A 16,075-nucleotide genomic window follows, 5' to 3' on the forward strand; every position below is an offset into this window, starting at 1 on the left:
TTTGTGGTCAAGTCCTCGGCCTATTAGTACCGGTCAGCTCCACACGTTACCATGCTTCCACCTCCGGCCTATCAACCCAATCGTCTATTGGGAGCCTTACCCACTCTCATGGTGGGAGACCTCATCTCAAGGCGAGCTTCCCGCTTAGATGCTTTCAGCGGTTATCCCTTCCGAACGTAGCCAACCAGCCGTGCTCCTGGCGGAACAACTGGCACACCAGAGGTTCGTCCGTCCCGGTCCTCTCGTACTAGGGACAGCTCCTTTCAAGTCTCCTGCGCGCGCAGCGGATAGGGACCGAACTGTCTCGCGACGTTCTAAACCCAGCTCGCGTACCGCTTTAATGGGCGAACAGCCCAACCCTTGGGACCTACTCCAGCCCCAGGATGCGACGAGCCGACATCGAGGTGCCAAACCATCCCGTCGATATGGACTCTTGGGGAAGATCAGCCTGTTATCCCCGGGGTACCTTTTAGCCGTTGAGCGACGGCGCTTCCACAAGCCACCGCCGGATCACTAGTCCCAGCTTTCGCTCCTGCTCGACCCGTCGGTCTCACAGTCAAGCTCCCTTGTGCACTTACACTCGACACCTGATTGCCAACCAGGCTGAGGGAACCTTTGGGCGCCTCCGTTACTCTTTAGGAGGCAACCGCCCCAGTTAAACTACCCACCAGACACTGTCCCTGATCCGGATCACGGACCGAAGTTAGACGTTCAAAACGACCAGAGTGGTATTTCACCAATGACTCCACCACCACTAGCGTAGCGGCTTCACCGTCTCCCACCTATCCTACACAAGACGTTCCAAACGCCAATGTCAAGCTATAGTGAAGGTCCCGGGGTCTTTCCGTCCTGCTGCGCGTAACGAGCATCTTTACTCGTAGTGCAATTTCGCCGGGTCTGCGGTTGAGACAGCGGGGAAGTCGTTACGCCATTCGTGCAGGTCGGAACTTACCCGACAAGGAATTTCGCTACCTTAGGATGGTTATAGTTACCACCGCCGTTTACTGGCGCTTAAGTTCTCAGCTTCGCCACCCCGAAAGACAGCTAACCGGTCCCCTTAACGTTCCAGCACCGGGCAGGCGTCAGTCCGTATACATCGTCTTACGACTTCGCACGGACCTGTGTTTTTAGTAAACAGTCGCTTCCCCCTGGCCTCTGCGACCCCCACCAGCTCCGAGTGCAAGACTCATCACCAGCGAAGGCCCCCCTTCTCCCGAAGTTACGGGGGCAATTTGCCGAGTTCCTTAACCACAGTTCACCCGATCGCCTTGGTATTCTCTACCTGACCACCTGAGTCGGTTTCGGGTACGGGCCGCCACGACACTCACTAGAGGCTTTTCTCGGCAGCATAGGATCACCCACTTCGCCACAATCGGCTCGGCATCACATCTCAGGATACACAAGAGGCGGATTTACCTACCTCTCTCCCTACATGCTTACCCCAGGACTACCATCGCCTGGGCTGGGCTACCTTCCTGCGTCACCCCATCGCTTACCTACTACCAGATCAGGCCAGGCGTTCAGCCTCACCCACACCCCGAAGGGCGTCAGGGACTTAAGGACCCTTAGTATCACTGGATTCAGTATTGGCGCATCGCAGCGGGTACGGGAATATCAACCCGTTGTCCATCGACTACGCCTGTCGGCCTCGCCTTAGGTCCCGACTTACCCTGGGCGGATTAGCCTGGCCCAGGAACCCTTGGTCATCCGGCGCAGAAGTTTCTCACTTCTGATTCGCTACTCATGCCTGCATTCTCACTCGCACAGCCTCCACAACTAGATCACTCTGCTGCTTCGCCGGCTGCACGACGCTCCCCTACCCATCCACACACCTAGACAGACAAGCTGCCAAGCTAACATGTGAATGCCACGACTTCGGCGGTGTACTTGAGCCCCGCTACATTGTCGGCGCGGAATCACTTGACCAGTGAGCTATTACGCACTCTTTCAAGGATGGCTGCTTCTAAGCCAACCTCCTGGTTGTCACTGCGACTCCACATCCTTTCCCACTTAGCACACGCTTAGGGGCCTTAGTCGGTGGTCTGGGCTGTTTCCCTCTCGACTACGGAGCTTATCCCCCGCAGTCTCACTGCTGCGCTCTCACTTACCGGCATTCGGAGTTTGGCTGACGTCAGTAACCTTGTCGGGCCCATTAGCCATCCAGTGCTCTACCTCCGGCAAGAAACACGCAACGCTGCACCTAAATGCATTTCGGGGAGAACCAGCTATCACGGAGTTTGATTGGCCTTTCACCCCTAAACACAGGTCATCCCCCAGGTTTTCAACCCTGGTGGGTTCGGTCCTCCACGCGGTCTTACCCGCGCTTCAACCTGCCCATGCCTAGATCACTCCGCTTCGGGTCTACAGCATGCGACTCAAACGCCCTATTCAGACTCGCTTTCGCTACGGCTACCCCACACGGGTTAACCTCGCCACACACCATAACTCGCAGGCTCATTCTTCAAAAGGCACGCAGTCACATCACAGACGTCCGAAAACGTCTACGCTCCTACGGCTTGTAGGCACACGGTTTCAGGTACTATTTCACGACCCCTCACCGGGGCGCTTTTCACCTTTCCCTCACGGTACTTGTTCACTATCGGTCATCAGGGAGTATTTAGGCTTACCAGGTGGTCCTGGCAGATTCACACAGGATTTCTCGGGCCCCGTGCTACTTGGGATCCCCTCAAACAGTCGACAAGATTTCGCCTACCCGGCTCTCACGGTCTACGGCGCAACTTCCCAGAAGCTTCGACTATCCCATCGATTTCTCACTGTCTGGAGAAACGGCAGCTCCCCCCAGAGGGTCCCACAACCCCGCACACGCAACGCCTGCCGGCTATCACACGCATACGGTTTAGCCTGATCCGCTTTCGCTCACCACTACTCACGGAATCACTAAATTGTTTTCTCTTCCTACGGGTACTGAGATGTTTCACTTCCCCGCGTTACCACCAACCGCCCTATACATTCAGGCGGAGGCAACACCACATGACTGGTGCTAGGTTTCCCCATTCGGACATCCCCGGATCAAAGTCAGGTTGGCGACTCCCCGGGGCTTAACGCAGCCTCCCACGTCCTTCATCGGCTCCTGATGCCAAGGCATCCACCGTGTGCCCTAAAAAACTTGGCCACAAAGATGCTCGCGTCCACTATGCAAATCTCAAACAACAGACAGCAACCAAACCCACCCCACCACCAACACCCATCACCCGATGAGCTGGTCTGGCAGGAGGCCGGCCCCGCACGAGGTCAAACAGACAGCAAACCCGCCACAGCGGGCCCGCCTCAATGTCCGTTTCCTCAGGACCCAACAGTGTGTTCAACCAGCCCGAACCCCCGACACCCCGTTCCCACTCCCTCCACGAAGAGGGCGGTACTAGCGGCCCGGCGACCCGGTCCGGCTGACTAGCCAGTGCTCCACTAATGAGCGCGCCGAGCGTGGAACGTTCGCCCACGGACACGGCATGAACCACAGACCACCACGTGGCCTGCAGCCGATGCTCCTTAGAAAGGAGGTGATCCAGCCGCACCTTCCGGTACGGCTACCTTGTTACGACTTCGTCCCAATCGCCAGCCCCACCTTCGACCGCTCCCCCCAGCAAGCTGGTTGGGCCACGGGCTTCGGGTGTTGCCGACTTTCGTGACGTGACGGGCGGTGTGTACAAGGCCCGGGAACGTATTCACCGCAGCGTTGCTGATCTGCGATTACTAGCGACTCCGACTTCATGGGGTCGAGTTGCAGACCCCAATCCGAACTGAGACCGGCTTTTTGGGATTCGCTCCACCTCACGGTATCGCAACCCTCTGTACCGGCCATTGTAGCATGTTTGCAGCCCAAGACATAAGGGGCATGATGACTTGACGTCATCCCCACCTTCCTCCGAGTTGACCCCGGCAGTCTCCAATGAGTCCCCACCACCCCGAAGAGCGTGCTGGCAACATTGAACAAGGGTTGCGCTCGTTGCGGGACTTAACCCAACATCTCACGACACGAGCTGACGACAGCCATGCACCACCTGTCACCCGATCCGAAGAGGCACCCATCTCTGAGTGTTTCCGGGCGATGTCAAGCCTTGGTAAGGTTCTTCGCGTTGCGTCGAATTAAGCAACATGCTCCGCCGCTTGTGCGGGCCCCCGTCAATTCCTTTGAGTTTTAGCCTTGCGGCCGTACTCCCCAGGCGGGGCGCTTAATGCGTTAGCTACGGCGCGGAAACCGTGGAAGGTCCCCACACCTAGCGCCCAACGTTTACAGCGTGGACTACCAGGGTATCTAATCCTGTTCGCTCCCCACGCTTTCGCTCCTCAGCGTCAGGTAAGGCCCAGAGAACCGCCTTCGCCACCGGTGTTCCTCCTGATATCTGCGCATTTCACCGCTACACCAGGAATTCCGTTCTCCCCTACCTACCTCTAGCCAGCCCGTATCGAATGCAGACCTGGAGTTAAGCCCCAAGCTTTCACACCCGACGTGACAAGCCACCTACGAGCTCTTTACGCCCAATAATTCCGGACAACGCTTGCGCCCTACGTATTACCGCGGCTGCTGGCACGTAGTTAGCCGGCGCTTCTTCTGCAGGTACACGTCAACTTCGTCCCTGCTGAAAGAGGTTTACAACCCGAAGGCCGTCATCCCCCACGCGGCGTCGCTGCGTCAGGCTTTCGCCCATTGCGCAATATTCCCCACTGCTGCCTCCCGTAGGAGTCTGGGCCGTGTCTCAGTCCCAGTGTGGCCGGTCGCCCTCTCAGGCCGGCTACCCGTCGTCGCCTTGGTAGGCCGTTACCCCACCAACAAGCTGATAGGCCGCGAGTCCATCCCCAACCGAAAAAACTTTCCACCACCATCCCATGCGAGAAGTGGTCGTATCCGGTATTAGACCCAGTTTCCCGGGCTTATCCCAGAGTCAGGGGCAGGTTACTCACGTGTTACTCACCCGTTCGCCGCTCGAGTACCCCGAAGGGCCTTTCCGCTCGACTTGCATGTGTTAAGCACGCCGCCAGCGTTCGTCCTGAGCCAGGATCAAACTCTCCAAACAATGTTTGAGAAGTTTCTCCCGGCTGAAAGCACCCGCATCAACATGCGGATGTATCAACCAAAGGAATCCGTCCTCCCACCACAGGCGGGTCGGACGGGGTTGTGCTTCATGCACTGGCTTTTAACACACTGTTGAGTTCTCAAGAAACGGACGCGCTCTCCGTCACCGTTACCTTGCGGTCCCGGCTTCAGGGCGCTCCACTCCGTGTCTCCATCCTATCAGATCCGCCCGGTTCGTATCAACTTGTCGCTTTCGCTTGAGTTGATCCGAACCTGCCGGACCCGCGAGGATCTCGACCTGCCCCGTTTCCGGAGCAACCCTTCTAACTTACTCCAACATTCCGTTCGTGTCCAATCGTGCGGACATGCCCGAATTGCCGGGTTTAGGTAGAAGAGAGATGCTGAGCAGTTCGCCGACCTGGAGACCTTCTGGCTTCCGGGGCTCGTTGCCCTGCAGGAAGAACAGTATCAGGACTCTCGTGTCACAGAGACAACTTGCCAACCATTCCCGAGCCTCACGCGTCCCAAACCGGACGGCGCAAGCAGACATCAAGCCATCCGCAATCAGCTCTGGATACGAAGTAGGCACGAGGGTCAGGATCCTGACTCCACCGTGGAGGTGAGCAACCATGACCCGCTCGGAGTTCGACGACATCCGCGCGCACATCGACGCAGAGGCCGATCATCCCGGCGACCTGCTCAGGGTCGCCAGGTCTCTGTTGAGCGACCTTGAAGACGCACGGATGCGCGAGGCGACCCTCCGCTCCTACTATCTGCGCCTCCTTACCGCGGCCCGGGCGACGGTCGCCGCCGAGGCGGCCGGATACCCGGAGCCGCTTACCTTCCTCACTGACGAGCTCGCCAAGCGCGGCCAGCTCCCGGCGACCGAGGACGAGGTGAACCGGATCCTGGCCGACGCGCACACCGCGGCCGCGTTACTGGCCTGCCTGGAGCAGGCTCCGACCTCGCCCCCCGGAAACGGACCCCGCACCCGCAGGTGCGCAGGCACGAGTCGCAGCCTCCCCAGATAGGACACCCCATACCGAGTCCGAGGTCGCGACCTGACATCGCCGGTCCGGGGCCTGACCGTGGCAAACAGGTCAGGCCCCGGTCCGGAAGGAGCTCAGCTGGTCCGCGACCTGCTGGCATGGTGCACCGAGATCGAACTGGCTCAGGAGAAAGAGCGACTCACCGGTGTCGATCTCCAGAAGCCCGGTGCGCGAGGCGAAGCGGGTCCGCGTGTCCACCCGGATCCGCTCGACCTCGCGCCACGGCACCCGCTCGGAGCCGGCGAAGCCCTTCACCACGACCAGTCCTTCACCATCGGCGCTGAGCCGTACAGGGACGAGGAGGTCGCGCAGGGCCAATCCGGCCATCATCACCGTCGCCGCACCCGCCAGGATTGCCCCACGCAGGTCGCCGATGCTCACTAAGGTCGCCCCTGCGAAGACGAGCGCTGCCGCGATCTTCAGAACGAGGAGATCGCAGCGCACACGCCAGCGCAGGACGGGCCCGGACATGTCATCCACAGTGGCACGCTAACCGCTCAGCCCTTGGGTGTGTACGGCGGTGCCACGCCCCAGCCCCAGTGCGGCACGGGGCGCTGGTGACCGGATTCTCCATCGAACGTAATCATGTAATCGTCGGCCTGCGCAACGCTGGGCAGACAAACACAGAAGGCCCGGATCTCTTCGGAGAGATCCGGGCCTTCCATTTTGGTAGCGGGGACAGGATTTGAACCTGCGACCTCTGGGTTATGAGCCCAGCGAGCTACCGAACTGCTCCACCCCGCGTCGGTGTGTGTCTGAAGACTACCCGGCTTTGGCGGTGAAGAGCAAATTGATTGCGCGCCACAGAAAATCCGGGTCAACACAGAAGGCCCGGATCTCTTCGGAGAGATCCGGGCCTTCCATTTTGGTAGCGGGGACAGGATTTGAACCTGCGACCTCTGGGTTATGAGCCCAGCGAGCTACCGAACTGCTCCACCCCGCGTCGGTGTGTGTCTGAAGACTACCCGGCTTTGGCGGTGGACGCGAATCAAATGGCTCGCTGGGCCTGTGAGCTCCTTACGGAGTCGGTGACGAGCTCGGTGTCGCCGACGGGGTTGGGCTGCCCGAAGGGGCCGGAGTCGGCGACTCCGAAGGAGCTGGAGTGGCCGTGGTCGTCGGGACCGCGGCGCCCTTCAGCTTCTCCAACGCCTTCTGCAGCTCCTTCTGGGCTTCGCCGTACTCGGTCCAGTTGGGCGGGTTGGCGGTGAGTGCCTTCTGCGCCTTGTCGTAGGCCTGCTGCGCCTCGGTGATCGCCTGGTTCAGCGTGGTACTGGGCTGGGCGGGCGTGTTCGGCTTGGTGACATCCGGTTTCGCCTGCTGGGCGCCCTCCCCGAAGACCTGCTTCAGGGCGCCGTCCAGCGTGTCGGCGAAACCGACCTTGTCACCGTAGGAGACCAGGACCCGGCGGAGGATCGGATACGGCTCCTGACCGGAGGACGCGGCGGTCTCCACATAGACCGGCTCGATGTAGACCAGCCCGCCGGCGAACGGCAGGGTCAGCAGATTGCCGTAGCGGACCTTCGCCCCACCGATGCCGAGCAGGTTGAGCTCACCGGAGAACTTGTTCTGGAAGTTGTTCTGCACCTGGCCGGGGCCGGGGATGGTGGTGTTGGAGGGCATCCGCAGGATGCGCAGCTTTCCGTAGTCCGGCCCCGGGTTGGAGTCCACGGACATGAACGCGGCCAGGTTCGGACCCTGGCGCGGCACGAACGTGGTGGTCAGGGAGAACGTCGGCTCCGTCGTGTCGGGCATCTTGACCGACAGGTAGTACGGGGGCTGCTTGATGTCACGTCCGCCCGAGGACGGGTCGTTGGGGACGTTCCAGAAGTCCTGACCACTGTAGAAGGCGTTCGGGTCGTCGATGTGATAACGGGACAGCACGTCGCGCTGGACCTTGAACAACGCCTCCGGGTAGCGCAGGTGCTGCTTGAGACTGTCCGACATCGCGCTCTGCGGCTTGATGATGCCGGGGAAGGCCTTGCGCCAGGTCTGCAGGATCGGGTCCTTCTCATCCCAGGCGTACAGCGTGACCGTGCCGTCGTAGGCGTCCACCGTGGCCTTGACCGCGTTACGCATGTAGTTGATCTGGTCGCGCGGCTGCGGCACCACCAGGCGCGGATCGGTCACCAGGTCCCGCGTCATCGCCTCCAGGCTCCTGCTGTCGGAGTAGGGGTAGGCGTTGGAGGTGGTGTAGGCGTCGGCGATCCAGACCACCCTGCCGTCGACGATGGCGGGGTAGGGGTTGTCGTCCAGGCTCAGGAACGGCGCGACCTTGGCGATGCGCTGCTGTGGGTTGCGCTCATAGAGGATCTTGGACTTCTCGTTGATGTCGCTCGACAGCAGCAGGTTCTTCTCGCCGTACTTGGCGGCGTAGAGGACCCGGTTGATGAAGGAGCCGACGGGGACGCCACCCTTGCCGTCATAGGTGGTGTTCTGCTGGCCGGTGCCGCTGCTCAGCGGGTAGTCGAGCTCCTGCTTGCCGTCGCCGCCCACGACGACGTAATCGGTCGCGCCCGGGGACTCGCCGAAGTAGATCCGTGACTCCTTCAGCCCGGTCCGCTCGGCCAGTGGGCCGGTCACCGGCATGTCCTTGGCGTCGAAGTCGGGCAGGCCCTGCGAGTCGACCTCGTTGCCCGGAGCGGCCACGAAGCCGTAGCCGTGGGTGTAGACCAGGTGCTGGTTGATCCAGTTGTTCTGCTCGGCGGGCGGGCCGGTGAGCTCTCGCACCGCCACCACCGTGTCACGCATCTTGCCCGATTCGTCCGGGTAACGGTCGACGTCGAGCGGGTCGTGGAAGTCGTAGAACCCACGAATGCGCTGCTTCTGCTGGTAGGTCTTGGCCACCAGGTTGGGGTCGAGCAGTCGTACGCCGGAGATCGAACTGTCGGCCGTGACATTGACCTTGCTGGCGTCCCCCTGGGCCGCGTAGTCGATGACATCGGCCTTGTCGACGCCGTAGGCCTTTCTGGTGGCGTCGATGTTGCGCTTGATGTACGTCTGTTCCTTGTTCTGCTGGTTCGGCTTGACCTGGAACTGCTCGACCAGGGCCGGGTAGACCCCGCCGATCAGGATGGCCGAGAGCACCAGCAGGCCGAAGGAGACGCCCGGCAGCATGCCGCCGGGCCGTACGACCCCGGCGAAGAAGAGAGCGGCGCAGATCAGGGCGATGATCGCCAGGATGGTCTTGGCGGGCAGCACCGCGTTGACGTCGGTGTAGGACGCGCCGAACACGAATCCCCGGTCGGAGAAGACCAGGCCGTAACGGTCGATCCAGTAGGCGACCGCCTTGAGAAGCACGAACACGCCGAGCAACACCGACAGGTGGACGCGCGCTGCCCGGGAGGCGTGCACACCCGGTGACTGGAGGCGGAAACCGCCGTACAGGTAGTGCACGAGCGCCGCCATGATGGCCGACAGCACCACCGCGGTGAACAGGAAGTTCAGCACCATCCGGAGGAACGGGTAGGTGAACATGAAAAACGACACGTCCATGCCGAACAGCGCGTCGTTCTCCTTGAACGGCGTGGCGTTGACGAACTCCAGCCAGGTCTTCCACTGGCCGGAGAACGACGACCCCGCGAACAGCGCGAGCACGGCGACGCCGATCAGGAAGATCAGTTTGCGGTGCGGGTCGAGGGCCATCCGGTAGCGGTCGGCGCCGCTGGCTCCACTGAACATGCCCGGCCCGAACATCGGCCGTGTCCGGTAGGCGAGCAGCATGTTGCCGCCCACCAGGCCGACCATCAGCACGGCTCCCACGATGAAGAGCAGGACCTGTGTGACGATCACACCGGAGAAGACCGTCGTGTAGTCCACCGAGTCGTACCAGAGGTAGTCGGTGAAGATGCCGGCGAAGAGAAAGAACAGAACGACGATCGCGACGATGGCGATCGCGATGGGAAGTAGCAGTCGTGGCCGGCGGGGCAAGCGCATTGCCCTACCGGCTCCGGGGGTCCGGAAGCTCAAGGCCAACCCCTTGTCGTAAGAGCACGGTCCGTGTTTGGAAACCTACACCGGCGGAGGTTGGGGCGTGCTCAGCCACTTGGCCACGGTCCGGCCACAACCCCCACGGGTCTCGAATCCACCTCTGTCAACGCGCGAGACATCGGATCCGTGCCCGGCTCGCGATCCGGCCCCGGATCGCCGGTCGCCCGCCCCGTCAGCCGGCCGAACAGCTCGGCGCGGTGCCGGAACCGGTGCGGACCACGTCGACCGCCTGGGCGGCGTCGTGGAGGGTCTTCACCTTGATCAGCCTCAGACCGTCGGGGATCGCCCTGACCGCCTCGGCGCAGTTGTCGGCAGGGGTGAGGAAGACCGTGGCCCCGGACCTGCGGGCACCGACCATCTTCTGCTGGATGCCGCCGATCGGGCCGACCTCGCCCTCCGCCGTGATCGTCCCGGTCCCGGCGATCGCCTTGCCTCCGGTCATCGGACCCGGGGTGAGCTTGTCCATGATGCCGAGGGAGAACATCATCCCCGCGCTGGGCCCGCCGACGTCACCAACGTTGATCTTCACCTTGAACGGGAACCTGTATTTGATCTGCATGGTGATGCCCACGACGGGGGTGCCGTCGTCGGCCGCCACGGTCGGAACGGTCAGGGTGGTGCTCTGGCCGGCCCGTTTGACGACGAAGGTGACCTTCTGGCCGGCCTTGTGCTTGCGGACGGCGGTGGAGACGGTCTCGCGGTCGACCACACGCGTCCCGTCCACCGAGACGATCTCGTCGCCGGACGCGAACTTCCCGGCGGCCGGAAAGCCCTTCTGGACGGAGGCGACGCTCACGACGGCGGCGTAGGGGATCTTCAACTCGGAGAGCGCGGCCGCGGTCGCGTCATCCTGGGAGTTGGTCATCTCCTGGGTGTTCTGCTGCTCGACCTCCTCGGCCGTGCTCGTCGACGGGAAGATCGTCTCTTCCGGCACGACCGCGACGGTCGGGTCGACCCAGCCTCTGAGCGCGCTGAACAGATCGATCCTGTTGCCCGGCCCACCCTGATAGGCCACGGTGACGAGGCTGAGCTTGCCCGAGGTCGGATAGGTCTCATGCCCCTCGATGCTGATCACCGGCGTGCCCTTGACGTCTCCGATGGTGTTCTCGGTCGGTCCCGGGCTCAGGACGACGTAGGGCACGGGCAGCACGGCGCCGACAACGCCGAACAGGAGCGTGAGGAAGCCGGCCACCATCAGGGTCAGCGCTCGTCGGGACATGGAGGCAGCCTATGCCGTGTGGCCGGTCGAGGAGATGCACGTACACGGCGTCATATTCCGAATCGTACGGCTTGCACCTGATCTCACTCGCAGGCCCCAACCCATTCGACCGAACCATCCACGAAATGCTGGTTCTTCCAGATCGGTACCTCGCTCTTGAGGTCGTCGATCAGCCGGCGGGAGGCTGCGAACGCCTCACCTCGATGGGGACAGGCAACCGCCACGACGACCGCGATGTCGCCGAGTTCGAGGTCCCCGACCCGGTGCACCGCGGCCAGCGCCGTCACCGGGAAGTCGGCGGTGACCTTCTCGGCGACCCGGTGCAGCTCCTTCTCGGCGCTGGGGTGGGCAGAGTAGGACAGCCGGGTGACCGGCTTGCCGTGATCCTGGTCCCGCACGGTGCCAATGAAAATCGTCGTACCGCCCGCGGCGTGGTCGCCGACGGCGGAGAGCACCTCATCGACGGAGAGTGCGCTGTCGCGGATACCGAGCAACCGGATGACGTCCACGCCAGAAAGCGTACAGCCCCGGAAACCGGGCTTCCGGCCTCCCCGGGGGCCCTGTGCGGACCCCCCGGAATACGGGCCCCGGCCACGGCCGCGCCCGTCCCATCCGGTCCGTACTGCCTGCCCGGGAGAACGGCCCCCGGGGGCAGCGCGGTCCCGGAGTCTCACGCGCGCCGTTTCTTCCGGGCGACGCGGACGATCGCGGCGGTGCCGAGGACGGCCACGGTCGCGCCCGCCGCGGTGATCGTCGCCTCCTTGCTGGACAGGCGGCGGCCGACGACCGTGTGCCTGCCCGCGCGCAGCTCAAGGAGCTGCTTGAACGCGGCCTCGTTGCTCCACAGCGGCTTCCATCCGGCCTCGCGCAGCGCGGCGCAGTCGACCACCCACGGGTAGACGACGTAGTGCAGGTCGGTGGCCGGGGCCGGGGTGACGCCCAGCCGGTGCAGGCGCTGGGCGGTGCCGAAGGTCAGCCCGGCCGGCAGCTCGAACCGTCTCAGGCCGGAGAGCTCCTCCACCTGGTCCTGCTCCAGCCAGCCGTCGCCTCCGACGGCCACCACCCCGGAGACGGTGCCGAGCGCGGCCATCTCCAGCGCCGAGACCAGATCGTCCACATGGCAGAACTGCCAGCGGGGGCTGCATCCCTTGACGCTGAGCAGCCTGGGCGACTCGAAGTGGCGGGTGACCACGCTGTCCACGCCCGGACCGACCACGGCGGCGGGACGGACCACGGTCACCTCAAGGCCGGGATGGCTGCGCAGCGAGCGCCGGACCAGCGCCTCGATCTCGAGATGGTCACCGACCATGCCGGTGTCGGGTTCCGCGGCCACCGGAGAGTCCTCTGGCAGCGGAACGGCGTTGTCGGGCGCCGCGCCGTACACCATGGCACTGGTGACCAGCACGACACGGCGTACCCGGGCCGCGGCGCTGGCGGTGAGCACCGTCTGGGCCGCGCGCAGGTTGTAGGCGCGCCGCTCGGCGGGGTCGGCGTCGAGCGCGTAGTCACCCCCCAGGTGAACAAGAACATCGATGTCGGAGATCCGGTTCGCCAAGAGCGGATCTCGGACGTCGAGGACTCGCCAGGTGACGTCGGGCACATCGCCGCGCTGATCGTCGATGGCCACAACCCTGCGGAAAGCCGCAGACGAGGCGACTTTCACGAGGAATGCACGGCCGATACCCGAGGCCGCGCCGGTGACGGCGACGACCGGGGGCCGGAGGCGTTTCGAGGTAGGCACCATGTCCTCGCTTTGCACTGACCCGCCATGCGACGGATAACGTGGCGGATGTGGACTCCTCCATCCTGCACGAGGTAGAGCGGTGACTGACTTGCCAGGTCGGGAAAACGACCCCAACGAAAATCCGTTCGCCATGTTCGGCGACCCGGAGCAGATCGCAGCGGCGATGCGCCAGTTCGCCGACATGCTCTCCGCGCCACCGAGCTCCGGTCCCGTCAACTGGGACATGGCGAAGAACATCGCGCGGCACGTCGTGGCCGCAGAAGGCGATCCAAGTGTCATGGAAGGCGAGCGGCGTCAGATCGTGGACGCCCTCAATCTCGCCGATCTGTGGCTGAACGAGGCGACCTCGCTTCCGAGCGGGGTGGGCAGCCCGCAGGCGTGGAGCCGGTCGGAATGGATCGAGAAGACCATTCCCGTCTGGCAGAAGCTCTGCGACCCGATCGCGGCCCGCATGGTCGAGACCATGAGCGGCACCCTCGGCGCCGCCGGCCTGCCCGCCGAGGCCCAGGCCATGGCCGGGCCGCTGATGGGCATGATGAAGCAGATGGGCGGCATGATGGTCGGCCAGCAGATCGGCCAGGCCATCGGCTCGCTCGCCCGCGAGGTGATCGGCTCCTCCGACATCGGCCTTCCGCTGTCCGGCGACGCTGCCCTGCTGCCCGGCGGCATCGCCGCGTTCAGCCAGGGGCTGGAGACGCCCGCCGAGGAGATCCGGCTGTATCTCGCCCTCCGTGAGGCGGCTCACCACCGGCTGTTCCAGCACGTGCCGTGGCTGCGCGCGCATCTGCTCGGCGCCGTGGAGGAATACGCCCGGGGCATCACGGTGGACGTGTCCGCCCTGGAGGAGCAGCTACGCGGGCTGGACATCAACAATCCCGAGCAGCTCCAGCAGGCGCTGAGCGGCGGCAACCTGCTCAAGCCCGAGGAGACTGACCGGCAGAAGGCCGCCCTGAGCAGGCTGGAGACCATGCTCGCGCTGGTCGAGGGCTGGGTCGGCACGGTCGTGGACGGCGCCGCCGACGGCAAGCTGCCCTCGTCCACCGCGCTGGCGGAGACGGTACGGCGTCGCAGGGCGACCGGCGGTCCCGCCGAGCAGACCTTCGCCACGCTCGTCGGACTCGAACTGCGCCCCCGCCGCCTGCGTGAGGCAGCGGCTCTGTGGCAGGCGCTGGAGGCCGACCGCGGCGTCGACGGCCGGGACGCGGTCTGGGGTCACCCCGACCTGATGCCGACCGCCGACGACCTCGACAACCCCGACGGCTTCGTCCGGGGAGAGCCCCAGTTCGACCTGTCCGGTCTGGAGGCGTCCCTGCGGGAGGCCTCCGCCGAGGACGACGGCGGGGACAAGGACGGCGAGGACCGCGACGGCCAGGGAGGCAAGGGCGACAGGGGCGACTCCGCGTGAGCCTGCACGCGCACGCGCAGAGCGTGCTCGCCGCCTGGACCGCGCCGACGGCGCAGGAGGAGCTTCTGCGCGAGGAGTTCCTGAGACATGTGGAGGCTCACGAGGACGCGATGTGGCGCGCCTGTGTGCCGGGTCATCTGACGGCCACGACCGCGGTGCTCTCTCACGACGGCGAGCGGGTGCTGCTCACGCTGCACCCCAAGGCCGGGATGTGGCTGCCCATGGGGGGTCACTGCGAGCCCGGTGACGTCTCGCTCCAGGCCGTGGCACTGCGGGAGGCCACCGAGGAGTCCGGCATCTCCGGCCTGCGGCTGCTGCCCGGCCCACTCGCCCTTGACCGGCACCGGGTGTGGTGTCACCCGCCGCACAGCCATCATCTGGACGTGGAGTACGGCGCCGTCGCCCCGGCCGGTGTCGAGGCCGTGATCAGTGATGAGTCGCTCGACCTGAGGTGGTTCCCGGTGGAGGAGATTCCCGAGCTCTCCGACGAGGCGACCCGCCGTCTGGCGCGCCGCGCGCGAGACGTCATGCACTCTCTGTAACCGGGCTGTTTTATGCTCTTCTCATCTCCCTCTGGATATCGTCCCGATCACTGATGTACCGAGCGGAGCGGGGAAGCGTGGGCGTGGACATCACAGCCGACAGAGATGTGGGCGGTGCGATCGTGACACCGTCACGGCGGCTGCGGTTCCCCCGGCCCTCCGGGGCTCTCGTCTGGGCGGTGGTCACCCCGTTCGCCGCCTGGGCCGTGGCCAGGGTGGCCGGGCTGGAGCGGGGGTCGCTGGCCACCCAGCTCATGACCGGCACGCCGTACGTGGCGGCGGGCTCGCTCGTCCCCGTGCTCCTCGCCGCGCTGACCCGCAACCGCGCGGCCGCGGGGATCGCGCTGGTCACCACCGCGGCGCTCGGCTTCAGCGTCCTTCCGCGTGCCTTCGGCTCCGCGGAGGCCGCCTCCGGGACACCTCTGCGGGTGCTGACCCTCAACACGTTCTTCGGCAAGGCCGACCCCGAAGCGGTGATGGACCTGGTCAGGCGGCTGAAACCGGACGTCCTGAGCACCCAGGAGCTGACTCCGGGGCTGGTCGAGAAACTGGACGCGGCCGGGCTCCGGGAGCTGATGCCGCACCGGCTGCTGGCCGCGGAGTGGAGTGCGCGCGGCAGCGGCCTGTACGCCAAATATCCGCTGACCCCGCTGGAGAACCTGTTCCGGCCGGTCGGGCACAACATGCCCACCGCCCTGATCAACCTCCCCGGCGTCAAGCCCATCGAGTTCGTCGACGTGCATCCCTACCCCCCGCTGGGGGACCAGGTGCGCGAGTGGACGGCGGCGCTGGAGGCCTTTCCCCCTGCGGTGCCCGACAGGATCCGCATCCTCGCCGGTGACTACAACGCCAGCCTCGACCACGCCGCGATGCGCCGCTTCCTCAGCCGGGGATACGCCGACTCGGCTGATCTGGCCGGTCAGGGGCTCACGCCCACCTGGCCCGCCAACAAGCGCGTTCCACCGATCATCACCATCGATCACGTGGTGGTGGACCAGCGGGTGAAGGTCGCCGGGGTCAGCGTCCACACCGTCCCCGGCACCGACCACCGGGGACTCTTCGCCGACCTGCGTCTGCCCGGGGCCTGAGACTGCTCA

At 64.4% G+C, this 16,075-nt stretch carries 9 protein-coding genes, 2 tRNA genes and 2 rRNA genes; 4 read left to right on the forward strand and 9 right to left on the reverse strand.

From position 1 onward, the window contains the following. Positions 1-3: 3 nt before the first annotated feature. Positions 4-3,133, reverse strand: a 23S ribosomal RNA gene (locus FHR32_RS08195). 378 nt (positions 3,134-3,511) lie between these two features. Then, positions 3,512-5,033: ribosomal RNA gene (locus FHR32_RS08200) — 16S ribosomal RNA — on the reverse strand. Together the 16S and 23S rRNA genes form the textbook arrangement of a ribosomal RNA operon. A gap of 628 nt (positions 5,034-5,661) precedes the next feature. On the opposite strand from FHR32_RS08200, the gene FHR32_RS08205 reads away from it, so the two are divergent. After that, positions 5,662-6,063, forward strand: coding sequence for a hypothetical protein (locus FHR32_RS08205; protein ID WP_184753744.1), 402 nt, complete (start codon positions 5,662-5,664; stop codon positions 6,061-6,063). Positions 6,064-6,132: 69 nt separating this feature from the next. On the opposite strand, the gene FHR32_RS08210 is transcribed toward FHR32_RS08205, so the two are convergent. From FHR32_RS08210 to FHR32_RS08240, 7 genes are all read right to left on the reverse strand, one after another. Further along, positions 6,133-6,552 carry a PH domain-containing protein gene (locus FHR32_RS08210; protein WP_184756419.1) on the reverse strand — a complete coding sequence of 140 codons (420 nt, stop codon included), beginning with the start codon at positions 6,550-6,552 and terminating at the stop codon, positions 6,133-6,135. A 196-nt stretch (positions 6,553-6,748) separates the two neighbouring features. Further along, positions 6,749-6,825, reverse strand: a tRNA-Met gene (locus FHR32_RS08215). A gap of 122 nt (positions 6,826-6,947) precedes the next feature. After that, positions 6,948-7,024 (reverse strand) — tRNA-Met (locus FHR32_RS08220). Between the two features lie 74 nt (positions 7,025-7,098). Further along, complete coding sequence (locus FHR32_RS08225; RefSeq protein ID WP_184753745.1) at positions 7,099-10,014, reverse strand: UPF0182 family membrane protein; 2,916 nt, start codon at positions 10,012-10,014, stop codon at positions 7,099-7,101. A 226-nt stretch (positions 10,015-10,240) separates the two neighbouring features. Continuing rightward, a complete protein-coding gene (locus FHR32_RS08230) occupies positions 10,241-11,287 on the reverse strand; it encodes a YlbL family protein (protein WP_184753746.1) in 1,047 nt (348 codons plus the stop codon). A gap of 83 nt (positions 11,288-11,370) precedes the next feature. Further along, entirely contained in the window at positions 11,371-11,796 is a 426-nt protein-coding gene (locus FHR32_RS08235; RefSeq protein WP_184753747.1) for a molybdenum cofactor biosynthesis protein MoaE, read from the reverse strand. A gap of 161 nt (positions 11,797-11,957) precedes the next feature. Beyond that, a complete protein-coding gene (locus FHR32_RS08240) occupies positions 11,958-13,031 on the reverse strand; it encodes an NAD-dependent epimerase/dehydratase family protein (protein ID WP_184753748.1) in 1,074 nt (357 codons plus the stop codon). Between the two features lie 79 nt (positions 13,032-13,110). On the opposite strand from FHR32_RS08240, the gene FHR32_RS08245 reads away from it, so the two are divergent. The 3 genes from FHR32_RS08245 to FHR32_RS08255 all read left to right on the forward strand — a co-directional run bounded on the left by FHR32_RS08245 (position 13,111) and on the right by FHR32_RS08255 (position 16,066). Further along, positions 13,111-14,436 (forward strand): zinc-dependent metalloprotease, encoded by a 1,326-nt coding sequence (locus FHR32_RS08245; protein WP_184753749.1) that lies wholly within the window; start codon positions 13,111-13,113, stop codon positions 14,434-14,436. Beyond that, positions 14,433-14,978 carry an NUDIX hydrolase gene (locus FHR32_RS08250; protein WP_184753750.1) on the forward strand — a complete coding sequence of 182 codons (546 nt, stop codon included), beginning with the start codon at positions 14,433-14,435 and terminating at the stop codon, positions 14,976-14,978. The genes FHR32_RS08245 and FHR32_RS08250 overlap by 4 nt, the downstream gene beginning before the upstream one ends. An 83-nt stretch (positions 14,979-15,061) precedes the next feature. Beyond that, positions 15,062-16,066 (forward strand): endonuclease/exonuclease/phosphatase family protein, encoded by a 1,005-nt coding sequence (locus tag FHR32_RS08255; RefSeq protein ID WP_312882156.1) that lies wholly within the window; start codon positions 15,062-15,064, stop codon positions 16,064-16,066. Positions 16,067-16,075 lie beyond the last annotated feature (9 nt).

The organism is Streptosporangium album (assembly GCF_014203795.1).
GTDB lineage: Bacteria > Actinomycetota > Actinomycetes > Streptosporangiales > Streptosporangiaceae > Streptosporangium > Streptosporangium album.

Bases quoted from the DNA above. Each gene is read 5' to 3' on its own strand.
- FHR32_RS08205 (WP_184753744.1), top strand. From the start codon at position 5,662: ATGACCCGCTCGGAGTTCGACGACATCCGCGCGCACATCGACGCAGAG.
- FHR32_RS08210 (WP_184756419.1), bottom strand. From the start codon at position 6,552: ATGTCCGGGCCCGTCCTGCGCTGGCGTGTGCGCTGCGATCTCCTCGTT.
- FHR32_RS08225 (WP_184753745.1), bottom strand. From the start codon at position 10,014: ATGCGCTTGCCCCGCCGGCCACGACTGCTACTTCCCATCGCGATCGCC.
- FHR32_RS08230 (WP_184753746.1), bottom strand. From the start codon at position 11,287: ATGTCCCGACGAGCGCTGACCCTGATGGTGGCCGGCTTCCTCACGCTC.
- FHR32_RS08240 (WP_184753748.1), bottom strand. From the start codon at position 13,031: ATGGTGCCTACCTCGAAACGCCTCCGGCCCCCGGTCGTCGCCGTCACC.